The organism is [Clostridium] aminophilum, assembly GCF_900101295.1.
Classification (GTDB): domain Bacteria; phylum Bacillota; class Clostridia; order Lachnospirales; family Lachnospiraceae; genus Clostridium_R; species Clostridium_R aminophilum_A.
The window spans coordinates 1-24,117 of the sequence record NZ_FOIL01000004.1; the positions used below are offsets into that span (position 1 = coordinate 1).

The 24,117-nt window shown below is 51.3% G+C and carries 16 protein-coding genes, 1 tRNA gene and 1 pseudogene; 15 read left to right on the forward strand and 3 right to left on the reverse strand.

Annotation, left to right across the window (positions count from 1 at the left end; translation table 11 throughout):
• The 4 genes and pseudogenes from BMW41_RS14715 to BMW41_RS01925 form a co-directional block, all read left to right on the forward strand.
• Positions 1 to 266, forward strand: a pseudogene (locus tag BMW41_RS14715) (maturase); the annotation flags it as partial.
• A gap of 164 nt (positions 267 to 430) precedes the next feature.
• A complete protein-coding gene (locus BMW41_RS01915) occupies positions 431 to 2,602 on the forward strand; it encodes a transporter substrate-binding domain-containing diguanylate cyclase (RefSeq protein WP_074648384.1) in 2,172 nt (723 codons plus the stop codon).
• A gap of 133 nt (positions 2,603 to 2,735) precedes the next feature.
• Positions 2,736 to 3,854, forward strand: a complete 1,119-nt coding sequence (locus BMW41_RS01920; RefSeq protein WP_074648386.1) for a DUF4349 domain-containing protein — start codon at positions 2,736 to 2,738, stop codon at positions 3,852 to 3,854.
• 155 nt (positions 3,855 to 4,009) lie between these two features.
• Positions 4,010 to 4,753 (forward strand): TetR/AcrR family transcriptional regulator, encoded by a 744-nt coding sequence (locus BMW41_RS01925; RefSeq protein ID WP_074648388.1) that lies wholly within the window; start codon positions 4,010 to 4,012, stop codon positions 4,751 to 4,753.
• 231 nt (positions 4,754 to 4,984) lie between these two features.
• Here the strand turns inward: BMW41_RS01925 and BMW41_RS01930 are convergent, their stop codons facing one another.
• Positions 4,985 to 6,277, reverse strand: coding sequence for a homoserine dehydrogenase (locus BMW41_RS01930; RefSeq protein ID WP_074648390.1), 1,293 nt, complete (start codon positions 6,275 to 6,277; stop codon positions 4,985 to 4,987).
• A 439-nt stretch (positions 6,278 to 6,716) separates the two neighbouring features.
• Between BMW41_RS01930 and BMW41_RS01935 the strand changes: the two genes are divergently transcribed.
• From BMW41_RS01935 to BMW41_RS01945, 3 genes are all read left to right on the forward strand, one after another.
• Positions 6,717 to 8,654: a putative bifunctional diguanylate cyclase/phosphodiesterase gene (locus BMW41_RS01935; RefSeq protein ID WP_074648392.1), complete on the forward strand. Its 1,938-nt coding sequence runs from the start codon at positions 6,717 to 6,719 to the stop codon at positions 8,652 to 8,654.
• Complete coding sequence (locus tag BMW41_RS01940) at positions 8,651 to 10,723, forward strand: sensor domain-containing diguanylate cyclase (RefSeq protein WP_074648394.1); 2,073 nt, start codon at positions 8,651 to 8,653, stop codon at positions 10,721 to 10,723. The genes BMW41_RS01935 and BMW41_RS01940 overlap by 4 nt, the downstream gene beginning before the upstream one ends.
• A gap of 93 nt (positions 10,724 to 10,816) precedes the next feature.
• On the forward strand, positions 10,817 to 11,629 hold the full coding sequence (locus tag BMW41_RS01945; protein ID WP_177171133.1) for an NAD(P)/FAD-dependent oxidoreductase: 813 nt from the start codon (positions 10,817 to 10,819) through the stop codon (positions 11,627 to 11,629).
• Between the two features lie 139 nt (positions 11,630 to 11,768).
• Here BMW41_RS01945 and BMW41_RS01950 read toward each other — a convergent pair.
• Positions 11,769 to 11,841 (reverse strand) — tRNA-Lys (locus BMW41_RS01950).
• A gap of 260 nt (positions 11,842 to 12,101) precedes the next feature.
• Between BMW41_RS01950 and BMW41_RS01955 the strand changes: the two genes are divergently transcribed.
• Positions 12,102 to 12,905: a LytR/AlgR family response regulator transcription factor gene (locus tag BMW41_RS01955; RefSeq protein WP_074648396.1), complete on the forward strand. Its 804-nt coding sequence runs from the start codon at positions 12,102 to 12,104 to the stop codon at positions 12,903 to 12,905.
• Between the two features lie 154 nt (positions 12,906 to 13,059).
• Here the strand turns inward: BMW41_RS01955 and BMW41_RS01960 are convergent, their stop codons facing one another.
• Positions 13,060 to 14,394 carry a ComEC/Rec2 family competence protein gene (locus BMW41_RS01960; RefSeq protein ID WP_083378732.1) on the reverse strand — a complete coding sequence of 445 codons (1,335 nt, stop codon included), beginning with the start codon at positions 14,392 to 14,394 and terminating at the stop codon, positions 13,060 to 13,062.
• A 383-nt stretch (positions 14,395 to 14,777) separates the two neighbouring features.
• Here BMW41_RS01960 and BMW41_RS01965 point away from each other — a divergent pair, with 383 nt between their 5' ends.
• The 7 genes from BMW41_RS01965 (at position 14,778) to thrH (ending at position 24,006) form a co-directional block, all read left to right on the forward strand.
• Entirely contained in the window at positions 14,778 to 19,097 is a 4,320-nt protein-coding gene (locus BMW41_RS01965; protein WP_074648398.1) for an EAL domain-containing protein, read from the forward strand.
• Between the two features lie 44 nt (positions 19,098 to 19,141).
• Positions 19,142 to 19,411: a hypothetical protein gene (locus BMW41_RS01970; protein WP_143050788.1), complete on the forward strand. Its 270-nt coding sequence runs from the start codon at positions 19,142 to 19,144 to the stop codon at positions 19,409 to 19,411.
• A gap of 328 nt (positions 19,412 to 19,739) precedes the next feature.
• The gene (locus BMW41_RS01975) at positions 19,740 to 20,873 is read left to right on the forward strand and encodes a GGDEF domain-containing protein (RefSeq protein WP_074648402.1); all 1,134 of its coding nucleotides are present in this window, start codon (positions 19,740 to 19,742) and stop codon (positions 20,871 to 20,873) included.
• Positions 20,874 to 20,949: 76 nt separating this feature from the next.
• Positions 20,950 to 21,369, forward strand: a complete 420-nt coding sequence (locus tag BMW41_RS01980; protein ID WP_074648404.1) for a hypothetical protein — start codon at positions 20,950 to 20,952, stop codon at positions 21,367 to 21,369.
• Positions 21,370 to 21,661: 292 nt separating this feature from the next.
• A complete protein-coding gene (locus BMW41_RS01985; protein ID WP_051684522.1) occupies positions 21,662 to 22,183 on the forward strand; it encodes a C40 family peptidase in 522 nt (173 codons plus the stop codon).
• A 287-nt stretch (positions 22,184 to 22,470) separates the two neighbouring features.
• A complete protein-coding gene (locus BMW41_RS01990; RefSeq protein ID WP_074648406.1) occupies positions 22,471 to 23,277 on the forward strand; it encodes a Cof-type HAD-IIB family hydrolase in 807 nt (268 codons plus the stop codon).
• A 123-nt stretch (positions 23,278 to 23,400) separates the two neighbouring features.
• The gene (gene thrH, locus BMW41_RS01995) at positions 23,401 to 24,006 is read left to right on the forward strand and encodes a bifunctional phosphoserine phosphatase/homoserine phosphotransferase ThrH (RefSeq protein ID WP_074648408.1); all 606 of its coding nucleotides are present in this window, start codon (positions 23,401 to 23,403) and stop codon (positions 24,004 to 24,006) included.
• Positions 24,007 to 24,117 lie beyond the last annotated feature (111 nt).

Here is a 24,117-nt window from a genome sequence, read left to right on the forward strand (position 1 = left end):
GCCTGATGGAGGAACTGGACGAGTGGCTTCGCCACAGAATCCGGGCAGTGTATTGGAAACAATGGAAAAAGGTGCGAACGAGGTACAAGATGCTGAGGGCGCTACACTTGCCAGAATGGAAGGTACATGAACTGGCTAACTGTAGAAAAGGCACATGGAGAGCGGCGATGATGCTAAACACAGCGCTTACCAAAACGATAATAGTGGTCAGACTCGGATATCCATCCTTATCAGCCCACTATCTAAAAGTTCGTGTAAACTATTGAACCGCCGTATACCGAACGGTACGTACGGTGGTGTGGAAGGGGAGTGTCAAATCTCCCCTATCCGATCGATATAGGATATGGCACTGAATTTTCTGTATCAAAAAAAAATTATGTGAGGATGCGCACGCCGCTGTAAGGAAGCAATATTTTAGGGAAGAGTTGGAATGATGAAACGAGGGAAATGTTGTGGGGATAAGAATACCGTCGGAAGCATCCGGGCGATGCTTATGATGTTATGGATGCTGCTGATGGTGTGTGTGTTCAGCAGCGTGAATTCGATCTCATTAAAAGCATCGGAAGAACAGCGCAAGATCGTTACGGTCGGCTTTACGGAAAGCACGAATTTTCTGGAGCGGAAAGAGAATGACGAGATGAGCGGTCTTGCATACGACTATCTCCAGAAAATCTCCTATTACACCGACTGGGAATACCGGTATGTTTATGGTGAATGGAATGAGATCACTGAAAAATTCTATAACGGAGAGATTGACGTTCTCCCCGGATTGTCCAAGACGCCGGAGCGAGAGGAAAAGGCTCTCTTTTCCGATTATCCGATGGGAACCGAGAACTATTATATCTATGTCCGCGCAGACGATCCGCTGGCACCGACGCGGGAGGGCAGCCTGAGATGTGTCACCATCGGCGTCAACGAGAATACGATTCAGCAGGGAATGCTGGAGCGCTGGAATAAGGAAGGCGGTTTTGCGGCGGATATCCGATACTATCCGGGAAACCGCTCCCGTATGGCGGCATTTGACGCCAATGAGACGGTGGCAACCGTATCGACGGATTTTTCGGTCAAGCCGGAGATGAACATGGTTCCGATTGCTCTGGTTGGGGGTTCGGATTATTATCTTGCGGTTGCGAAAAAAAGGAAAGATCTTTTGGATGATCTGAACCGGGCACAGGGGGCGATTACCTCCATCGAACCGGGATTCACCAAGGAGCTTCTGGAAAAATACTATAAGGGCAGTGCGGTCAGCCGGCTTCTCTCACGGGAGGAGGATACTCTCGTGAAACGCAATCCGAGAATCCGGATCGGATATTTTGACAATTATATGCCCTTTTCCGGAACGGACAAGAACGGAAAGACACAGGGTATACTCACCGATCTGGTTGACCAGATGCTGAAACAGCTGCGGCTGGAAAAGCGTGTTTCGCCGATCTATCGGGCGTACGGATCCACACAGGAGATGATCGCTGCGCTGAAACGCGACGAGATCGATGTGGCATTTCCCATCGAGAATAACATGGCTCAGGCGGAAAAAGACGGGGTTTTTCTGAGTTCGGAACTGGTGAAGACATCGATGTTTCTCGTGTTTGACGGGACATATGACGAGAGTGTTAAGAACCGGATTGCGGTCATCCGCGGAAATCGTTTTCAGGAGAATTATGTACGGCGGAATTTCCCGGAGGCAGAGATTGTTTTCTGCGATGACATCTACAGCGGATTTGACATGGTAAAGAGCGGCGCCGCGGATTCCATTGCGATCAACGAGCTTCGCAAAGACGCGTTGATGAGCTCGTTCCGCTACCGTGATATGCAGTCCGTTCCGCTGCCGGAAGGAAGAAATATCTGTATGGCGGTGAAGCGGGGAGAGACGCTGCTTCTGTCACTCATTGAGCGGGGAATCACCGGTCTTCCGGATAATTATGCGGTTACGTCGACATACAAATATATTGGGAAAAACGGTGAATTTTCCCTGGAGGAATTTATCTACGCCAATATTTACGGCACGTTTGCCGTAGCGCTGCTGCTGGCGGGGGTACTGATCGGCGGAATGGTCTATATTGTGATCAGCCGCAAAAAACGCCGGGATCTTGACCGCATGGCACACATTGACAATACCACCGGAATTAAAAACCGGAGATCCTTTGATGAGGCGGTGGTCCAGATCGGAAATGAACCGGTTTCCGGTGACTTTGTCTTTCTTTCGGCGGATCTGAATGAACTGAAGCAGGTCAATGACACGATGGGGCATGAAGCGGGAGATGAGCTGATCATAGCCGCTGCCCATTGTCTGAATTCCATCATGGAACCGTACGGAGGGGTATTCCGTGTGGGGGGCGATGAATTTGCCGCCATCGGTTACATTCCTCGGGAAGCACGGCAGGCGGTATTTGACCGCATTCGCGAGAACTGCGAATCATGGATCGGATCCTGCGGGCAGAAGCTGTCGATTTCCGTGGGCTATGTTGCGGCGGAGGAGATACCCGATCCCACACTGAAAGATCTTCGCGTCGAGGCGGAACGGCGGATGTATGAGGCGAAGACGAAATATTACCGTGAGACCGGACACGACCGAAGAGGAGCGAGAAGCGGTCTGAACAAATAAAACCGAACAGAAACACAAACAACGAAAAACGATAAAAATAAACTTCATTCTCTGCTTTGCAACATTTTGGCAGTTTTGGCTGTATATCAGGTGAAGGGACAACAAAGATCCGAATATATACGGGAGGCTGCATATGAAGAAAGAGTATAAAACAGAATTTGATTCCGGCTGTCGGCGTAATTCCGGAACAGAAATAGGTTCCGCAAAAAATGAAAACGCAAAAAGGGAAAATGCAAAAAAGGAAACGTCGGGGATGGATCTCCGGGTGATTCTTCTGGCGGCGGGGGTTGCCGTTCTGGTCGGCTGCGGTGCGAAGAATGTGTCGGGAACCATGGGAAAGACAGCGGATGTATCCGTCTCGGCGATGAAGGCGGACGGTGCTTTCGATAAGAACGGCTTCGGCGGTGCGGGACTTGACCGGGCGGAGGCTCCGGAAGTCATGATGGATGCTGCCGGGGCGGAGGAAGCGGTCCGCATGGAGGACGGCGGGAATGGAATGGACATGCCGGAGCAGGATGCGGCAAAGCTGATCCGCACGGTGGATCTGACGGTAAGTCTGGAGGATGACTCAAAACTCAATGAGACGGCAGACCGGATCGTGGAGATCACAAAGCAGTATCACGGAAGTGTGACTGACCGCAGTATGTCCTACAGCAAGTACAATGCGGGCGGGCGGGTCACGGTTAAAATTCCGAAGGACGAAGTGGACGGGTTCCTTGCGGGGGTCCGCGAACAGGGGATGAACGTCAGCCGGATTGATGACCGGACAGAGGACGTGACGCAGCAGTATGTCGATGTGGATGCGCGTCTCAAGGCAAAACAGACGGAAGTGGACAGACTGCAGTCCTATCTGGAGAAGGCGGAGGATACGGAGACGCTTTTGAAGGTGGAGGAGCAGCTGACCCGGGCCATCTCGGGCCTCGAGTCCTATAAGGCCCGGATGAATTCCCTGAATTCCCGCATTGATGCGACGACGGTCCGGATTGCGTTGGAGTGCACCAAGACCATTCATGAGGAGACGACCGGAGAGATGGCGGCGAGAATCATGAAGAATACGTTCCGGGATACTCTGGAAACGTTCCTGGAGGGAGCGAAAATGTTCCTTGGTGCGATTGCAACACTGATCTGGCTCATTCCAATCGGAATGATTCTGATCACGGCGGTCTATCGCACCATCCGCTGGAATCGCGGAAAAGGAATAAAAGAGAAGACGAAGGCGTCCGATCCGGCGAATAATGAGGCAAAAAAATGAATTCCGGAAAAGGAAAGCGAGAGTGCGGAAGAAGAATATCAAAGAAAATATTAAAAAATTGATAAATTTTCCACACAGTAGAATTATTTTATGGTAAAATACCCGTTTGAAGTGGGTATTTACTCAATAGAATTTATAGTAAGGTGGAAAAAAATATGGCACTTACCGGTGAAACGCGCGGAAGACTCTCCAAGAGAGGAAAACACAGCAAACAGGATATTATCAATGCTGCGGTAGACATTATCCGCAGAGACGGTCCGAACTCCATTACCGCAAAGAAACTTGCGGCGGAGTTGGAGATGTCAACCTATCCGCTGTTTAATGAGTTTAAGACAATTGATGAGATTCGTGAGGCAGCTCATGAACAGGCGCTGACGATTTACCGTTCCTATCAGGACCGGGCTCTCTCCACAAATCTTCCGCTGAAGGCATTTGCGATGGAGTATGTTCGTTTTGCGGAAGAAGAACCGAATCTGTTCCGTATCCTGTTTATGAATCCGACCGATTCCGCCAACATGGATGAATATCTGCTGACTGCGGAATATGCGCGCGATCTGATGGAATGTTTTGTGAACCGCTACGGCGTGGATCGTGACAATGCAGTCTTTGTATACCGTAATCTGGCGATTTACGTTCATGGTATTGCCGTTATGTGTGCCTGCGGTGTGACGCATCTGTCCCAGAAAGAGCTGGCAAATAAACTCGGTGAGGTGTTCCGCGGTCTGGTTGCGGTGCTTCACATGCCGAAGGATATCCGCAGCGATCTGATTCCGGACGAGAGCGAGGAAGATAACGGTTATCTTGCTGATTACCGCCGTGCGAAGGACGAGGGAAAACTTCCGGAGGAACTGCATGAAATAGATGAGCTCCTGAAGAGCAAGCTTCGTCTCGAAGAATAAAACTTCCGGGCTGCTGACGCGGCTTCCGGCAAATTGAACAAAGTCCGTGGGGCTCCCCTCAGTCCTGAGGGGAGCCCCACGGACTTTGCGCGCCGCCGCTGGTCACCGTCAGGTGACAGATTCCTTGTAGCGGCGTGCGCATCCGCGCGGAGCGTTTTGGTTTCATCAGATAATTCTTTCGGTATTCCGATCACGCAAACGTTACGCGGATGCGGTCTTTCGTTTTCGGCGTTAGAAATCCAGAACGCGGAGCACGTTGTCAACCCGAAGAACCGATCCGTTGCCGACCAGCACATCCAGCGCGGTGCTGAGAATGTTTTTCTCGATGGCGTAGACAATGAAGATCAGCGGCACGGTATCGCTGTGAGAAGCAACGGCCCGCTGCATCATGGTGCGGATTCCGACGCCGTATACACCGAAGGTTGACGTGATCTGTCCGAGAACTCCCGGGTGATCCGGTGCGGTGACCCGGATATAATATGGGTTCTTTCCTTCTCCGGCAAAGGAGAGGCCGGCATCGTAACGAAGATGCGGGAGCAGGTCGTAGGCGGCATTCTTCTCGATTTTGCGTGCAATGCTGATAATGTCACCCATCACCGCGCTTCCGGTCGGGAGCGGTCCGGCGCCTCTTCCGTAGAACATCAGCTTATCGACGGCATTTCCCGTCACATAGACGGCGTTAAATTCGTTGTTGACGTTTGCGAGCGGATGGTCTTCCGGAACAAGGCTCGGCTCCACATTGCAGGTCACTTCCCCGTCTTTGGCACGGGCGGAACCAAGAAGCTTGATCCGGTAACCGAATTCGCGGGCAAATGAGATGTCTTCGCTGGTAACGGTGGTGATTCCGCGGGTCGGAATCTGATCCGGGGCCACACCGATTCCGAACAGGAGGGAGATCAGGATGCTGAGCTTGTTGGCAGCATCGATTCCCTCGACGTCGGCAGTCGGATCTGTCTCGGCAAAGCCCTTGGCCTGGGCATCCCGGAGGGCGTCGGCGTACGCCTGACGGTTCTCGGTCATCTTGGTCAGAATATAGTTGGTCGTTCCGTTCAGAATTCCCTGAACTTCACTGAATTCGTTGGAGATCAGCGCGGTGGTGACGGCATTCAGAATCGGGATTCCGCCGGCAACGCTGGCCTCAAAGCGAAGCATGAGATGGTTCTCATGGGCGATTTTCTGGAGAAGTTCGCCGTTTGCCGCGATGGCTGCTTTGTTTGCCGTGACAACATGCTTTCCGGCGCGGAGGGCATCCGCCATGAAGGTGGTGGCCGGTTCAATGCCGCCGATCAGCTCGACAACGATGTCGATCTCCGGATCGTCGATGATCTCGTGGATGTCGGTGACGTATTTCTCCCTGGGAATGTCGATCCCTCGGTCGCGCTCCGGATGACGGTTCAGGATTTTAGTGATTTCCAGATTGAGCCCTGTTGCCTCCTCGATTCTGGCACGGCTCATCTCAAGCGTGCGGTAGGTTCCCTGGCCGATATTGCCGATCCCGAGCATTCCGATCTTGATTTTCTTCATGTGATCCTCCATATTGTGATTCATTGCGGTGCGACTCTCTTTCTTATCAGCGTCGTGCGTTCCGTCCGCAGAGCTTTTCTCAGGGTTGAGGGGCAGGAGCGCCGAAGTTCCCCGAGCCTTCTCAGGATTGAGGGAGTGGGGAGGCGAAGTCTGCCTGCAGACATTGCCCATATGCGGGGAATGAAAGTCCCTGACCGATTTCGCAGGTGGACACTCCGCACTTCGTCATTCATGACGCAAAGTACAGTTTAACATGAATGAGACCGAATAGGAATACCGCAAATTTGGCGGACCGGTGTCCGAAAAGAAGCCATAAGTTATATTCTTCCCCGGTTTCGCCGAAATAAAGACGATATATATTTTCGGAAACAATTGACACCCGAAAGGATCTGCAGTTTTCTTTTTTGCGGACGGCAGCTTTCGGATGGGGGATTTGACCATGTTTTTCAAGATTGAAGAGGAAATGCAGAAGAATCCGCTGTATTATGCGGATGAGATCAACCGGATCAATCTCCGTGCGGTTTCGCTGATGCCGCTGATCGGAATTCCGGCAAGTGTATTTAATATTCTGGCCCACATGATCATGACCCGGCAGACTTATGCCCAACAGAGCGGGATCATTCTGCTGGTGTATTACTGTGCCGTTCTGATTATTTCGAGGGCTGCTTCCCTGGTGAAATATACCGGAGGGACGACACTGATCTATCTGGTTCAGGCTCCGGTCTATCTGATCACGATCCTGAGTGGAACGGTTCTGGATCCCAATTATCAGGCGATCACGTTTCTGCTCTATATTATTGCCCTGCCGCCGTTTGTCCTTGACCGGCCCGGGAAGGCGATCAGTGTGATGAGTCTGTGGTCACTTCTGTTTATCGGACTGAGCTGGTACTGCAAAGAGGAACCGGTTTTCCGTGCGGATTTTCTGCATATTATGCAGGCGTATTTTCTCTCCCTCGGGGCGCAGATTATCATTCTTGACAGCCGTTTTAAGATGATACGGAATCATCTGGAGATGATCCGTTACTCTGAGACCGATGAATTGACCGGGCTGCTGAACCGGCGGTTTTTTCTGATGAATGTGTCGAAGCTGATTATGGCGAGAAAAGCATCATTCATCGGACCGGAAATCTGCGAGGTCGGGGAACGGGACGGTATTCCGGCGTCGGAGGCAACGGGCGAAGCGGGGGGACACAAAGTTCGACCGGTCAATCCCAGCCCGCTGGTGATCGCCGCCTTCGATATCTCCCAAATGCGCAGTTATAACGAACAGAACGGGTATCACGAGGGAAATCAGCTGCTGATCGAGGTTGGAAAGCGCCTGTCGGAGGAATTTCCGGGGTGTCTGACCGCGCGGTTTGAGGAAGATCATTATTATGTGTTTGCGCATCAGAACATGGTGGAACTGGCGATCGATCATCTTCGCGAGCATCCGGTTCTGGGAGTGTCGGGGCATCCGATTGTGATTACCATCGGCATGTACCGTATTGCGGAAAATGATTCCGTGACGGTGGCCTGTGACCGTGCGGCGCTGGCACAGCAGAGCGCGACCAAGGCACAGCCGGTACGGGTTTATGATGAGAAACTCCGGACGGAGCATGAACTTACGCAGCATCTGCTGAACCGTTTTCATGAGGCGATGGCTGCCGGGGAATTCGAGGTCTATTATCAGCCGATTGTCGACAGCCGTACCGGAGAGATTGTCTGTGCGGAAGCACTGGTTCGATGGAGGAACCCGGAGCGCGGGCTCATTTCCCCGGCGGTGATTATTCCGCTTCTGGAGGACAACGGGTTTATCACGGAACTGGATCTGTATGTGGTCCGCCGCGTGGCGGAGGAGATGCTGGTTGGCGACCGGATCGGTTTTCCGAAGAATCCGGTCAGTGTCAACCTCTCGAGAATGGATTTTACGGCGAAGGATATGCCGCAGGAGATCACCGCAATTCTGGATTCTATGAATATCCCGCACAACCGGATTATGATTGAGGTGACGGAGAGCGCATTTGCCATCGCCAATGCCCGGATCCGGGAATCGCTGATCCGGTTCCGCAGGCTTGGATTCAAAGTCTGGATGGATGATTTCGGAAGCGGTTACTCTTCGCTGAATCTTCTGCGGGAGTTTAATTTTGATACGGTGAAATTCGATATGCAGTTTGTGCGGAATCTGGCCGATGAGGAAAAAAGCCGTACGATCCTGAAGCACCTGATCGAGCTGGTGGAGGCACTCGGCATCGTGACGCTGGTGGAAGGTATTGAGACGGAAGAGCAGAAAGAGATGATTTCGGAGATGGGAGCCCGGCTGATGCAGGGATACATTTTCGGACGGCCGATCCCGTTTGATGAGGTACGGGAAAAATACCGGAAGGAAGAGAGCGAATGAGAAAGAATATCGAAGAATGGATGGAAAATATTCCCGGCGGAATGATCATATTCCGCGCGGATGATTCCAGTGAGATTGTGTATGCAAACCGGAGAGCCATGGAGATCTACGGCTGCTTTTCCATGGAAGAACTCCTGAAACTCACCGGGAAAAGCTTTATCGGCGGAATCTTTGAGGAAGACCGTTACCGCGCGGAAAAAGGCATCTGGGGACAGATTGACACCGGAAAAAGGAATTATGATCATGTGGTTTTTCGTGTGCACACCAAAAACGGCACCATGCGGCAGCTGGATGCCTTCGGCCGTCTGACGGACGATCCGGATTTCGGTTTTGTCTTTTACGTCTTTCTGGCGGACAATGATCACGTTTTGGGCGGATATCAGGCCAGAAGAGCCGCGTTTGAGCATTTTATGTGCGAAGGCGAGACCAACGGAAAAGATCTGCCGGAGCCGGGATATAAGGGATACCTGTATTTCAACCTGAGTAAGAGCGCGCCGGTTCTGAAATATGACGGCATCCGCTATATTCCGGCGGGGGAGGAAAAGACGTACACCTATGACGATCATTTTGAATTTTTGACGTCGCGGATGTTCAATGACGAAGACCGTCGGACCGCGCAGAAGTTTTCCCGAAACCGGCTTCTGACATATTATCAGTCCGGAAAGCGCACGCTCCAGACGAATCTGCGTTACCTGTGCCGCGGCGGGTGGGTGAATATACACACCGACTTTACGATGACGGAGAATCCGGACACCGGCGATGTGATCGTGCTGGTGCAGAATGAAAACAACTCCACGGAGATGCTGTTTGAGAGAATCATCGGAACCGTAATTTCAGATCTGTTTGAGAAACTGATCTACATCGACGGTCCGGCGGACGTGGTGCTGGTGGAAGATCACCGCGGAGAAGAGCCGGTCCGCGTCAAAGCGTCGTTTCGAGCCTCGACAAGACGCATCTGTCTGGAGACCGGACTGTCGGAAGAGAAGCCGGAGGATTTTCTGGTCACACTGGGCAATGTGGCAGCGGATGAAGAAAAAGTGGGATGGACCTTCCGGAAAGACGGGCGCATCAAGCTGGCGCAGCTCCGGGAACCGTATCGGGGATCGGGACAGTTTTTTATTCTGCTGAATGATATTACCGACCGGGTTGAAGAGTATATGGACCGTTCGGAAACGAACAGTCCGGAGTCGGAGAAATCGTCGGCCCTCGCCCACGAGTACTTTACGGTGATTGAAATCGATGTGAAGGAGCGGAAAATCAAACCGTATAAGATCTATGACAATTCGCCGCAGATTCTGGTGGACCTTATCAACGAGGGCGATTATGACAAGGTGTGCCGGGCATTTACCCGATATATGGTCTCCGGCCGTTATCAGAAGACCTTTGCCAAATACAGTCAGTTGGATTATATGGCAAAACGTCTTTCGGAGATCCCGACCTACGATTACATTTTTGAGTCCAGCAGCGGATTTTTTACAAAATTCCGTGCCGTCCGGATGAAGGAGATAAACGGCGAGGTGACCCGGATGATCGTCGGTTTCTCGGACTGTGATCAGGAAGTACGGAATTACAATAAAGTATATCAGGAATCCATGACGGATGAGCTGACGGGACTGAACAACCGTTTCGGACTGCGGGAGGATTTCAATGGCTTTCCGGGAAGAACGCTGGTGATCGGCCGGTTCGATATCGACGAGTTCCGCAGAATCAACGATCAGTGCGGACACGATGCCGGAGATGCCGCGCTCCGCGATTACGCACAGCTCCTTCGGAAGTCATTTCAGGAGATGAACATTTACCGGTACGGAAGCGATGAGTTTTTAATTATCGGTGATTATCTGCCGGGAGCATTTGAACAGAGCATTGCGGCGTATCAGTCCGGTCTTGAGAGCATGACGGTTCTCGGCACGGAGCAGAAACTGAGCGCAAGCGTGGGATATGTCACGGCATACTGCGAGTCCAATGAGATGCTGAGGCACATGCTCCGCGCATCGGGCCAGAATCTGCAGAAGGTAAAGAATAACGGAAAACGAGGCATCTTCGGATGTATTTACAGGGAAGAAAACTGAGACGGTTGACAGAACGCATCCGATCCGTTACAATACAGAAAAAAGATTGTGCACAATTTAATTAAGGCGATTTCTGATGGAGAAAGGACTGATATGATGTATGATGTGATTGTGATCGGATCCGGTCCGGCTGGACTGTCTGCAGCCGTTAATGTCCGACAGAGAGGCGGAAGCGTTCTGGTGATCGGAACCGCGCAGGACAGCAATCCGCTGTATAAGGCAGAGCGGATTGACAATTATCTCGGACTTCCGGGGCTCTCCGGAAAAGAGATGCTGGAGGTTTTCACCGAGCACGCAAAAAAGATGGGCGTGGAGTTTGTTCAGAACCGTGTTCTCAGCGCGATGAATATGGGAAAGACGTGGATGGTCGGCGCCGGGAGCGAAGTCTATGAGGCATATGCGCTTGTGCTTGGCGGCGGAATTGTGAGAGGACAGGCATACCCGGGAGAAAAAGAGCATCTCGGCCGCGGTGTCAGTTACTGTGCAACCTGCGACGGTATGCTGTATAAAGGAAAGAAAACGGCGGTTATTGTCTACGGCGACGCCGATAAGAAAGAGGCTGATTTTCTGTCGGGAATCGGCTGCGAGGTAACTCTTTTGGATAAACCGAAGAGCGTCGCGATCGAAGATGCGGAGACCGGTGTCCTGCTGACGGCAGACGGAGAGCAGTATGAAGTCAGCTGCGTCTTTATCCTCAGACCGTCCATCGCTCCGAATGATCTTTTTCCGGAGCTGGCACTGGACGGAAACTTTATCCGTGTGGACCGCTCGATGAAGACGAACATTGACGGACTCTGGGCCGCAGGAGACTGCACGGGGGCGCCGCTTCAGGTTTCCAAGGCAGTGGGCGAGGGCCTGATCGCCGGTCAGGCTGCGATGGCCTATGCGGTAAAACAGAAAGCGTAAGCAAAAAATCATTCATTCATGGGGCAAGAAAAACGCTCCGCCTTTTCCGGTTCGGAAGGGCGGAGCTTTTTTTTCATAGGAAATTTCTTCGAAATTCCCTATGAAAAAAAAGCTTCCCGATCTCTCGGAAAGCTTTGGATGCGCCTTCAGGGACTCGAACCCTGGACAAATAGATTAAGAGTCTACTGCTCTACCAACTGAGCTAAAAGCGCGAACAAATAAATGATATACCATCCGAATCAAAAAGTCAAGAAAAAAATGAATTTTGAAAAACTTTTTTGAAACAACATTCGGACAAACATTAAATTATTATTATAAACATAAATGCAATATTTATCAAGAACCAATTTTGCAGCCATCTTTGGTTTTTTGGGACTGTATTTTTGCTTTTCAATTCAATAATATAATGATAAACAATAAAAATTTCTGTGGTGGGAAAGCAGAGACCTTTGTCAGAAAAAGAAAAGGGGAGATGGCAATGAGAAAAGAGGAATTGAACGAGGCGATACGCCTTACGCAGAGATTTCTCCGGGATTTTTACCAGAAGAATCCGGAAACGGTTCTGGATCTGTGTCTTTCAGATGTGAGCTGGATTGGTGGAAAAATGGGACAGTTCGATCTGAGCTTTGAGCAGGTTCAGGAAGACATCCGCTATGCGGCGGAGTTTTCAAGATGCAGTCATATCCGAAATCAGGAGTATCATGTGGCTGCAAACACAGGAATCAGTTGTACCATTATCGGTCGTTACTGGGTGGTTGACGACGAAGATAATTCGATTCAGGAAGAAAAGCGCTGTGTGGTTGTGTGGAAACAGTATGCCGGTCAGCTGAGAATACAGCACCTGGCAGTTTTCTCAACGATGTCCGAGGATGTCCTTCCGGAGCAGGACGATTTCGTCCACACACTGGAAGACGCAAAACGGCATTATACGGCGGGGCAGTCCGACCACCACGGCAGTCAGCCGAAGCTGATGCTGAAAGATGTCGAGGGCACCGTTCATTTTATCGATACACCGTCGGTTCTCTATGTGGAGTCTTCCAAACGGTATGTCAATATCACGACCATAGATGGAACGTTTACCGTGCGGGAGGCGATTTCGGATATGGCGGAAAAACTTCGGGATCCCTTTGTCCGGGTTCATCGCCGATATATCATCAATGCAAATTACGTGCGCGAAATCGACAATTACGAGATCTTTATGGAGGACGGCTTCCATTTCGGCATTCCGCCGAGAAATATGGCGGGCGTCAAGCAGCAGCTTGCCTCGGTTCTGTAAAAGAACTCTGGCCGGCAGCCCGTGTTAACGTACAAAGAGGCAGGAGGTGCATTCAGGGGGAGATGCACTTCCTGCCTTCTTTGATGTGTCATAGGACAGTTTCCCGTTTGGGGATGACAAAGAACGGTTCGGGAACTATTATCTCGGGTGAACGTTACGGGTGACAGTTTCCGCAGGGCTTATACCCCTGCGCAATCGCTTCATCCCGCGTGCCGTGAAATTCTTTTTTGTTGTGGTCTTTCATCTTTTTGACCGAACTGCAGTCCGGGAGATGGAACACGCGGCTGGAGGTGTTCAGAATATACCCGCCTGCCGCACTACCGGCACCGGACTGACCGGAGGATACCGCTGCGCCGGAGGAAGTCTTTTTTTCGTTTTTCTGTCCGGATGAGGAAACACCGCTTCCGGGTGCATACGGATCTCCGGAAGGGGTTTTCTCCGAGGAGAAGGAAATGACTTTTCCGTCGCTGACACAGGTGATGGTTCCGCACTGATCGGTACGGAGGACTTCTGTCCCGGCATCACGGAGACGGCTCGTGACATCCTCATGAGGATGACCGTAGGAGTTGCCCTGCGCGCAGGAGATGACAGCGTATTTCGGATCTACGGTGCGGAGCCACAGGTAGGAGGTGGAAGAACTGCTCCCGTGGTGCCCGACCTTGAGCACGTCGGCCTGAACGGATCTGCCGGAGTTCAGAATGGTCTCTTCCTCTTCGCGCTCTGCGTCACCGGTAAAGAGAAAATGTGTCTGACCATAGGTTACCCGAAGCACAATGGACGTGTTGTTTTTGTTGTCTGCCTGTGCGGAGACCGGCCCGAGGACTTCCACCGACGCGGAGCCGAGCGGAAGCACATCTCCGGCAGCGGGAACCTCGAGGGAGACGTTTTTTTCTTTCAATGCTTTCACAAGGTCACGGAATGCTTCCGTCGTGTCGGTTAAGACTGGAGAAAACGCGCGACCGATGTCTGCCGCGTGGGGTGCGGCGGCCAGACCGCCGATATGATCTTCATGGGCGTGGGTTGCCACAAGATAATCCAGTTTCTCAATGCCGCGCTTTTTCAGGGCACTGAAGACAAAAGAAGAAGCTTTTTTCGGACCGCCGTCGATCAGCATGGAGACACCGTCGCAGGTAAGGAGGGCGCTGTCACCCTGACCTACATCAAAGAACTCGATTCTGAGACCGCCGGATTGCGGTGAGTCCGGCGAAAGGGAGACGGAGCCGGCTGCCTCCGGGGCTGTGATCGACGGGATGTCTCCGATGGAAACCGAACTGTCGTCCGAGCCGGTTATATGGCCGGTTCCGGCACTGCTGTCTGCATGTTTGACCGGATCGCCGTTGCCATTGGATATTCCGGAGCGCTCCTGCGGATCCGAAGATGCGGCCGCAGACGGAAAAACGGACGCGGCACTGCCGGAGGAAGAACAGCCTGCCGCGGCCATTGCGGCAGCAAGCAGCAGGGACAGGAGAGTAATCGATCTGTGTTTCATAATTTTGTCCTCCAGGCTCAAGCAGACAAGCTTGCTTGTCTATTTGAGTCGTCAATCAAAGTTTGAAAGTTTACTTTCAAACTTCATACATCCTTTCTGATGTAATATTATCACATCTTATGGTGAATCCGAACAGAAGACCGGACAGAAATTCGCCAGTGGACAGATTGCCGGAAACAGAAGCCGGAAAAGAATCCTTTGAAACAGAGTGCATAACCGACCGAAAAAAGGGTATAATATACAAATAAGAATAACTTTGTCGGAAGACACCGGCCTCCGGCTTATCTCAGAGCCGGTTCGGACGAAGATTATAGAAGAACGGGATAAGGAGGAGTGCGGCTTTGACCGCATTCCGGGCAGAATCTCTATTATGGAGAAGGATTATGGGAACTTACAGTGAAGAGAGAGACCCGCTTACGGGGCTCCTGACGATGATGGGATTCTTCAATGCGGTTCATGACCGGAAAGAAAAAGGCTTTGACATGGCCTACCGTATCAACGGAAGAATCATATATTTTAACCTGACGGATTTTAAGTATTACAATGCGTCTCACGGTGTCGAAAAGGGAAATGAGATTCTGCGCAGTCTAGCGGGAATTCTGTCGGAAGAGTTCATGGGATATGACATTGCCCGTTTTTCGGATGATCATTTTGTCCTGTTTACATCGATGGTAGACGTTCGGGAACGGATTGTCCGGGTGAATGACCGACTCTCGGTTCTGGCCGAAAACGGTGGTTTTCATCTGAAGGCGGGAATCCGGAACTGTCCGGAGGATGCCATGGGGAAAAATGCTCTCAGCATTCTCTGTGATCAGGCGAAGATTGCATGCGACAGCATCAAATACGATGTCGGCCAGGTCTACTGCGTATACAGTGAGGAACTTGACCGGAATATTGCGATGCGCTCCTACATCACCGAGCATATCCGGGATGCGGTCAGAGAAGGACACATCCACATTTTTTATCAGCCCATCATCCGGACGATGACAGGGAAACTGTGCGGATTTGAGGCGCTGGCGCGCTGGATTGATCCAAAGTTCGGGTTGATTTCCCCGACCACTTTCGTGCCAATCCTTGAACACGCGCATATGGTTGACATTTTGGATATGTTTGTGATCGATGAGGTGGCCAGAAAGATCAAGAATCAGCTGAATTCCGGACAGAATGCCGTTCCGATTTCTTTTAATCTGTCCCGGGTGGACTTTGTGACTGCCAAACCTTTCGAACTGGTTGATGAGGCGGTGAACAAATACGGCATTCCAAGAGAGTATCTCCGGATTGAGATCACCGAATCGACGCTCATCGAGGATCCGGAGCGCGTCCGGACCTCCATCGATCTCTTCCATGATAACGGATATCAGGTGTGGATGGATGATTTTGGCAGCGGATATTCTTCGCTGAGCATGCTTCATAACTATCATTTTGATGAGATTAAGATTGATCTGATGTTCCTCCGCAATTTTACGTCGGAGGCAAAATCGATTGTGACGAGTGTGATCGACACGGCCAAACGGCTGGGAATCCACACGCTTGCAGAGGGCGTCGAGAACGCAGAGCAGTTTGAATTTCTGCGCAGCGTCGGCTGTGAGAAGATTCAGGGATATTATTACGGAAAGCCGCAGGAACTGGAGGAAACTCTGCAGCACTGCGAAAATTACGGGATGGAGATGGAGACTCCGATGGAGTCCCATGTCTTTGACGAGGCCGGAAAATTCAATGTGCTGACGGACGCGCCGGTGATTCTGATCTATCAGAACGGACCGGAGATCACGCCGCTCTACGCGACGGAAAGCTATTTTAAGATCGTCCGTCCGGGCGGTTTTGATACCCTGAGTCAGCTGAAAGACGATATTTCGCTGGATCCGTACGGGACGGCAGAGCGCGTCAGAGTGGTAGCCCAGCGCGCACTGGAGAACGGAACCGTGGAGGAGATGAGCTTTGCAAGGAACGGACGGTATTTCCGGATCCGTCTGGAAGTCCTTGCCGGCAACCGGGATATCTCGATTCAGAAGATTACGATGACCGACATCACGATGGACACGGACGATGAGGAAATGATCAAGTTCGACCGCGTTCTGCGAAACTCCATTTCCCTTTTCGCGCAGGTCTATATCATGAACTTTGAAAAGGACGAGATGCATGTCCTGACGTCCGCGGGAATATGGGATAAACCGGGCGAAATCATTGCCGGTCTGGATGAGCATGCGGGAGAATTTGCGGATAAGGGTGTCTTTCCGGAAGACAGAAGACGGTTTTTGGAATTTATCGACTGGCGGACCATGTCGGAGAGAATCTCCGAGAGCAAAAAAGGATTTCTGATCAACAGCTTCCGCGTGCGTCAGCCGGACGGAAACTACGCATGGAGAGATTTTACGGCTCAGCTTCTGTCCGCGCGGGAACTCGGCGATGTGGTAATCTTTGTCCGGGAATCGGTGCTGGAAACCATCCGGGATCTCGGAATTGCGGGCATGGTTTCCGAGAACGCCGGTGACGGGATGATTCTGGACGCGGACGGTGAGGAATTCTGCACCTCGGCGGAACTCTGGTCCAGTTATGTGAACAATTCCGATCTGCGGTATTTCTGGAAGGATAAAAAGCGCCGCTTTGTCGGCGTGAGCAAGGCATTTCTGGACGCGTTCGGTCTGGAGTCGGACAAAACACTGATCGGAAAAACCGACGAGGATATGCATTGGCACATCGACGATGAGCCGTTTGCCGATGTGGAGGAGAAAGTGATTGACCGGGGACTGACGTTCTCCAACCAGATCGGGCAGTGTCTGCTCCGCGGAAGAAATCATACGATCAGCTCAACCAAGTTTCCGATCTATCATAATGGCAAAATCGCCGGACTGATGGGGTATTTTGTCGATACGGAAGAGGTTGAGAAACAGCACCGCGCCTGGAACAGGCTCCATATGATCGATCCGGTGACTGGGTTTATGAATGAGCGGGGAACGTTTGAGGCCGTATTCCGCTACTACGGAAACTACCTGAAAAACGGACAGGACTTCATCTGCGCGATCGTGAAGGTGCCGGAGTTTGAACCTCTCCTTCGGGCATACGGGCAGGAAGTCGGTGATGAGCTTCTGAAGCGGATTGCCCAGTGTTTCAAAAAACAGTTCTCTTACGGTATCGCCATCTCGAGCATGGGCAGCGGACGGTTCCTTCTGGTGGACAAAAACAACGATCTCTCCGAAGTCCGCAACAGGGTTCAGGAGGTTCAGAATGACATTCACCGGATTCACGAAGTGAGGGGATACAACTGTACCATGTTTGCGCATTACGCGCTGGCGCAGGCGTCCGAGACCAGAGATATCACAGACCTTCAGCAGCTTCTCAGCGTCCGGCTGAAAGAGGCGATCGAGTCGGAGACCAATCTGGAACTGTTTGTCGGAGACCGGGTTCAGTTTGACCGCGAAAAATACGATCTGAGTCAGGAACGCGTCTATATGGCGGATCCGAAGACGTATGACCTGATCTATATCAATAAGGCAGCGCTCCGGGATCTGGGATATCCGGAGAACTACGATTACCGCTCCAAAAAGTGTTATGAAGTGCGCCGCAAGATCAACGCGCCGTGCGAAAACTGTACTAATCAGGTTCTTCGCCGCGACCGGTTCTATACCTGGGAATTCCACAACAACGAAACCGGCGTGGATTATCTGATGCGTGAAACGCTCGTTCCGTGGCGCGGCCGCAATGTCCGCTTCACCGGCGGAACCGAGATTACGAGTCTTCTGAAAAATGTCGGAGAAAACCGCAGTCTCATTCATCGGGAGGTCGGTGTCAACGATGCGATTACCGTGGCGCTTCGCGAGGAGGATCCGGATATGGGTATTCTGAGCATCCTGGAGCGCATTGTCCATGAGGTGGGAGCTGCGCATGCTTTCGTCTTTGAGGAAAATGCGGACGGCTCGGCGCTTCGGACCTATCACTGGCCGGGAAGTGACTCGGCGTGGCTTCTCACACCGGAGGAGATGAACACGTTTTCGGAGACATTTTCCGCAAACCGCATCGCAAGAATCCGCGATCGGGAAGAACTTCGGGAAGTCCGGTTTCACGCCTATTCAAGGCTTGCCAAGCGCGGAATTGAGAACTATGTCATCGTGGAAATCTCCAATCAGGGGGTCCGCACCGGTTTCTTCGGAGTGGACAATGTGCCGCTGGACAAACAGGATGAGGCAGAGGTGCTTTTGTGTACACTGGCACGGTTTATCGCGATTCTGATCCGGAACCGTGATATGATGAAGAACTATAATGAACTTTCCCGCAGAGATTCGCTGACCGGAACGTTGAACCGACGCGCATTCATCGAAGTGCTGGAGCGCACGGAGGTGAACGGGAAAAACGCGATTATCTACGGCGACATCAACGGACTCAAGGAAACAAACGACCAGCACGGCCACGATGCCGGCGACCGGCTCCTTGTCCGTGCGGCGGATGTCATGATCCGCGTTTTCGGCCGCAATAATGTGTTCCGCATGGGCGGCGATGAGTTTGTCATTCTTCTGCGCTCCGCGACAGAGGATCAGGTGGATGATCAGATGCGGATGCTTCGCGAAATGTTTGAACAGAACAGCGTCAGCGTAGCGCTCGGCTGTGTCTGGAGAACGAAAGAGTTCGCGAATATCGACGAACTGCTGAAAGAAGCGGATCGCAGAATGTATGTGAACAAAAAGCGGATGCATGAGAACAGGGCGTGACCGAAAAAGGAAAGGAGAACCGCTCATCGGGCGGAGGACAGTATATGAGGATCAGAGATTTTAAAGGGAAAAAGGTGACGGATGACATCTTCGACATCGAAGTGGAAGGCATCGAGTTTATGGATGATGACTGTGAGGAATCGATCGTCGTCAGCTTCGGAGACGGGAAAGGTGCGACTGTATTTTATGACGAGGATCGCCGGGTCCGCTTTGTGGAATTTGACGGAAATCTCACGGAGGACGACGAGGACAATGAAGATGTGCAGGCAATGACAAGGGTTCTCATCGAAATCACGGATCCGAAGAACCGGTAATCGCATGTTGATTCCCGGCGAATGATTTGTTATAATCTGCGATTAATGTCGGCGCTGAACAAAAGAAGATGAATCTGTAAAACCCGGACGTCGGATTCCGGACCGGGTTTTACAGGCGGAATAAGGCATTGAATGATGGATGTTCTTAGGGCCGGCAAGAAGCTTTCCGTGCATGCACGGCGGCGGATTGCCGGTTTTGCTATGCCATGGGGCTTGTAATTCCCGTCAGGATGCCCCGGGATTGAGGGGATGGGAGAGGCGAAGTGCGCCCGGGGACTTTGCGCACACCGCCGAAGAAATCTGAAATATTGAGAGAAGGGGGACGCCAATGATTGTGTATGAAGATCTGATCAGTATGATCCTGATCGTATATGTATGGTTTCGGCTTTATGTCAACCACCGGATGACACACGAAAATAAAATGACGTATTTTCGCGGCGGCGTCGCGCTGTTTCTGCTTCTGATTCTGGATCAGGTGTGGCAGTACCTTTTCATCACACAATCCAAAAGCCCGGAAACGGACCGGCTGCTGAACGGAATCACCTGTGCGATCTTTTTCCTGATCCCGTTTGCCATGAATTCCGTGGCAAGGCTTTTTCGGAAAAGGATGAGCTTCTGGATCCGAATGGCGAATTATCTCATGATGGTGGTGCTGACGGGAATTCCGGTGATCAATCTCTTTGTGCCCATTCTGTCTTACCATAAAGACAGCGTTTTTTTCTATGCGCCGTTTCATCTGCCCTATGCACTCTTTGAGCTGGCGTCGATGGTCTTTGTCGTTCATGTCTGCTATATGCGGAATTTTCCCTTTGACCGGAATGATCTGGTACTGGTCTGGTTCGCCCAGGCGATCGTGACAGTCGGCGTCGCAGCGGATCTGATATATCAGGCACTTTCCGTCACATGGACTTCATTGGTCCTCTGTTATCTGCTTCTCTATCTGGCAATCGAGTTTATGTACGCAAAACTGGATCCGGTCACCATGCTTCGCAACCGCGATGCCTATGTCGGGTATCTGTACCGGATCGGCGGCAGAGGTTTTACCGCAGCGGTCTTCGATCTGAACCGGTTAAAGAGTTACAATGACCGCTTCGGCCATGTGGAGGGGGATGCCTATCTGAGGGCGTTTGCGCAGACGATGCGCAAAGAGCTGGTTTTGTACGGAGAAATATTCCGGATCGGCGGAGATGAGTTCTGCTTTATCACCAAAGAACTGTCGGCGCAGGATGCGGAGATGGTCATCCGGAAAATCCGGAAAATGGGAAAATGCAGGCCGGAATTCGGTGACTACCCGATTGATTTCTCGTTCGGTATCGCGGAGAGAGCAAGAGGCGAAAATGCCTATGATACCATTGAGCGGGCCGATGCCGCCATGTATGAGGAAAAGCGTCTTACGCACGCGCACCGGAGAGAAGATGTCGTTTCCGAAAACGGGAAAAGCGGGGACGGAATGGGGGACTGACAAAAATTCTGCTTCCTATCGGAGCGAAATACCATTATAATAAAAAGGATGACTATCGGTTTTAACGGAGGTAATTATGGGTTACTTTTATACATTTGCTTGTTCTTCCTGTCCCCACACCGAGTCTGTGAAAACAGGCCGCAGTTATTTTGACAAGAGCAAGGGACTCCGGAAACAGGCGTTGAAAGGTACCTACGGAGAAAAGATTCAGCAGGAGATGGAGGCACATCCGGAATATGTTCTGGATCAGGAAAAATGCCTGTATGTGTGCAGCTGCGGGTGCTGGATCAATGAATTCAAAAAGAACATTCTGAGCGCGAATCCGCTGGAAACAGATGATTTTAAGGTTGTGAAGCAGAACAGACATGTCTGCCCGGAGTGCGGAAAAGTCATGCGCATGGTTAAAGAAAAGGAGATTATGGATCTCAAGCTTCGCTGTCCGGACTGCAAAAAAGAAATGCATGCGGAACCGGATGCCTGCGGTTTCTGTGACTGATACGATCTGAGATAGAATTTCCTTTTATTTCAAAATGTAATAATTTGATAAAACGAAAAATGGCTCCTTTGAGCCATTTTTTGTTTTGCGCGGATCCCCCGCCAAAGCCTATGCTTGCGGGGGTTGTTCTTTCATAGAAAGAGGGCGATTCCGCAGAAACGTAACACATTTGTAAAATATTTAGCTTTTGTTCATAATTTGTTCATATATACCTGATATCTTAACATTGTAACAAAAATGAAACAAATGAAATGATTTTGAATTATATAAACACAATGTTAGGAGCAATTGGATGATCGAAACACATAATTACGACGGTACGATGACACTGAGAACGGCAGTATTTGGAAAGATCGCGATGATTTTCATGATCTGGATGATGGTATTTGCTTTCGGATCCTTCAAGGCTTACGCAGGTCCCTCTGAGGAGGAACTGGTTGGCATCGAGGAGGAAGAAGAGGAGGCAGTTACCGACGGTCAGGACGTGGTCGATTTTGCCAGCCAGTTTATCGGTAATCCGTATCGTTACGGCGGAATGTCCCTGACAAAAGGAACAGACTGCTCCGGATTTGTGAAATCGGTATTCGCCAATTTCGGATACAACCTTCCGCACCAGTCCCAGTCCATGATGAGCGTCGGAACTGCCGTTGCAAGTCTTGACCAGGCGGAGCCGGGAGACATCATCGTTTATCCGCATCATGTCGGAATATATGTCGGCGACGGTCAGCTTCTGAGCGCACTCGGAAGAAAATACGGCATCACCGTTCACTCCGCAACCTATTCCAGAATCAAAGCGATCCGCAGACTTGTCTGACAGAAGAATGACAACAATGAACCCTTCCGATATATTGAGAACCAGCCGGGAGCTGAAAGGCTTTCGGCTGGTTCTCTTTGTACAGGGAAGAGTTCTGCATTTCCCATGCAACAAGAAAACGTGAGGATGCGCACGCCGCGGAAGGACCGCTCCTACATCCGTAGACCGCGCTTCCGAAAAAAACGCGCGGAGGAAGAGGATTTTGGGAGTATGGTGGATTTGCCGTCTGTCTTGTGATAAGATATTGACCATTAACAGACAGACTGCATGGGAGTACAGAGAATAAAATGAATCGAAAGATATTGTTTTTTGATGTGGACGGAACACTGATGGGATATGACCACGTGATTCCGGAGTCGACAAGGGTTTCCTTAAAAGAGACCAGGGAAAAGGGAAACCTGGTATTTGTGAATTCCGGCCGGCCGGTCGGAACACTTCGCGGCGTTATGGAGATGATGGACGGACTTGTGGACGGATGGATCTGCGGCTGCGGAACGGAGCTGATCGATGGCGACCGGAGCATTCTCTACTATAAAATGACAAAGGAGCTGGAACAGAAAGTTCGAAGTCTTCAGGATGACTGCGAGATTGCCATTTTTCTGGAGGGGAGAAAGGGATGGCAGAATCTGGTGGATGACGCATTCCGTGCCCGCCATCCCGGACTCCGGATCTTTCTTGAGAAGATGGAAGCGTTCAATGCCATCGACGGAAAGGAGAGCAGGGACGCGTATTTTGAGGCGTCCAAATTCTGTGCAAAGTCGGACGAGAAGACCGACCTTGAAAAATTCAAACGACTGGCGGATGAGTACGGCTTCTGCGTCATTGACCGGAACGGGAAGTTCTTCGAGTGTGTCCCGAAGGGTTACAGCAAGGGAATCGGCGTGAAAAAAATGCTGCAGCATCTGAACATTTCCCCGGAGCAGTCGTTCGCATTCGGCGACAGCACGAACGATATCGAGATGTTCCGCGCCTGCGGGACGTCGATTGCCATGGGAAAACATGATCCGGGGCTGACGGCTTATGCGGATTACATTACGGCCGATCTGAACGAAGACGGAATCCGCCGTGCGATGGAACATTTCGGCCTGATCTGACCGGTATTCCGAATTGGCATTCCGGAGAATGGCTTTTATGCTTTAACTTTATAAAGCTCTGTGCTATCATCAGACTGTAGTCTGCGATATGCGGAGAATCAGAGTTTTGACAGGAGGAGCGGAATGTATATTACTTGTCTTGATATGGAAGGCGTGCTGGTACCGGAGATCTGGATTGCGTTTGCGGAAGCGAGCGGGATTCCGGAGCTGAAGAAGACGACCCGTGACGAGCCGGATTACGACAAACTGATGCGTTGGAGACTCGGTATTCTGAAAGAGCACCGACTTGGCCTCCGGGAAATTCAGGACGTAATCGCAAAGATCGATCCGCTTCCGGGCGCAAAAGAGTTTCTGGATGAGCTTCGTTCCTTCTCTCAGGTCATTATTATCAGCGATACCTTCACACAGTTCGCGCAGCCGCTGATGAAGAAGCTCGGCTGGCCGACCCTGTTCTGCAATACACTGGAGGTTGCGCCGGACGGCGAGATCACCGGCTTTAAGATGCGGATCGAGCAGTCCAAGCTCTCGACGGTAAAGGCGCTTCAGTCCATTGGATTTGAGACCATCGCTTCCGGAGACAGCTACAATGACCTCGGCATGATCCGCGCGAGCAAAGCGGGCTTCCTCTTTAAGAGCACCGACAGGATCAAGGCGGACAACCCGGACCTTCCGGCGTATGAGACCTTCGACGAGCTGATGGCGGCAATCCGTGAGGCAATGAAGGATTAATGACGGATTGAGAAAATCGAACAAAAATTGAGATAAAATGGGCCGAAAAACCATATAAGGCGATATTGATTCTCAGACTGCCCCGTGCTATGATACGGGGCAGTCTATTTT

Bases quoted from the DNA above. Each gene is read 5' to 3' on its own strand.
- BMW41_RS01915 (WP_074648384.1), top strand. From the start codon at position 431: ATGATGAAACGAGGGAAATGTTGTGGGGATAAGAATACCGTCGGAAGC.
- BMW41_RS01920 (WP_074648386.1), top strand. From the start codon at position 2,736: ATGAAGAAAGAGTATAAAACAGAATTTGATTCCGGCTGTCGGCGTAAT.
- BMW41_RS01925 (WP_074648388.1), top strand. From the start codon at position 4,010: ATGGCACTTACCGGTGAAACGCGCGGAAGACTCTCCAAGAGAGGAAAA.
- BMW41_RS01930 (WP_074648390.1), bottom strand. From the start codon at position 6,277: ATGAAGAAAATCAAGATCGGAATGCTCGGGATCGGCAATATCGGCCAG.
- BMW41_RS01935 (WP_074648392.1), top strand. From the start codon at position 6,717: ATGTTTTTCAAGATTGAAGAGGAAATGCAGAAGAATCCGCTGTATTAT.
- BMW41_RS01940 (WP_074648394.1), top strand. From the start codon at position 8,651: ATGAGAAAGAATATCGAAGAATGGATGGAAAATATTCCCGGCGGAATG.
- BMW41_RS01945 (WP_177171133.1), top strand. From the start codon at position 10,817: ATGATGTATGATGTGATTGTGATCGGATCCGGTCCGGCTGGACTGTCT.
- BMW41_RS01955 (WP_074648396.1), top strand. From the start codon at position 12,102: ATGGCAATGAGAAAAGAGGAATTGAACGAGGCGATACGCCTTACGCAG.
- BMW41_RS01960 (WP_083378732.1), bottom strand. From the start codon at position 14,394: ATGAAACACAGATCGATTACTCTCCTGTCCCTGCTGCTTGCTGCCGCA.
- BMW41_RS01965 (WP_074648398.1), top strand. From the start codon at position 14,778: ATGGGAACTTACAGTGAAGAGAGAGACCCGCTTACGGGGCTCCTGACG.
- BMW41_RS01970 (WP_143050788.1), top strand. From the start codon at position 19,142: ATGAGGATCAGAGATTTTAAAGGGAAAAAGGTGACGGATGACATCTTC.
- BMW41_RS01975 (WP_074648402.1), top strand. From the start codon at position 19,740: ATGATTGTGTATGAAGATCTGATCAGTATGATCCTGATCGTATATGTA.
- BMW41_RS01980 (WP_074648404.1), top strand. From the start codon at position 20,950: ATGGGTTACTTTTATACATTTGCTTGTTCTTCCTGTCCCCACACCGAG.
- BMW41_RS01985 (WP_051684522.1), top strand. From the start codon at position 21,662: ATGATCGAAACACATAATTACGACGGTACGATGACACTGAGAACGGCA.
- BMW41_RS01990 (WP_074648406.1), top strand. From the start codon at position 22,471: ATGAATCGAAAGATATTGTTTTTTGATGTGGACGGAACACTGATGGGA.
- thrH (WP_074648408.1), top strand. From the start codon at position 23,401: ATGTATATTACTTGTCTTGATATGGAAGGCGTGCTGGTACCGGAGATC.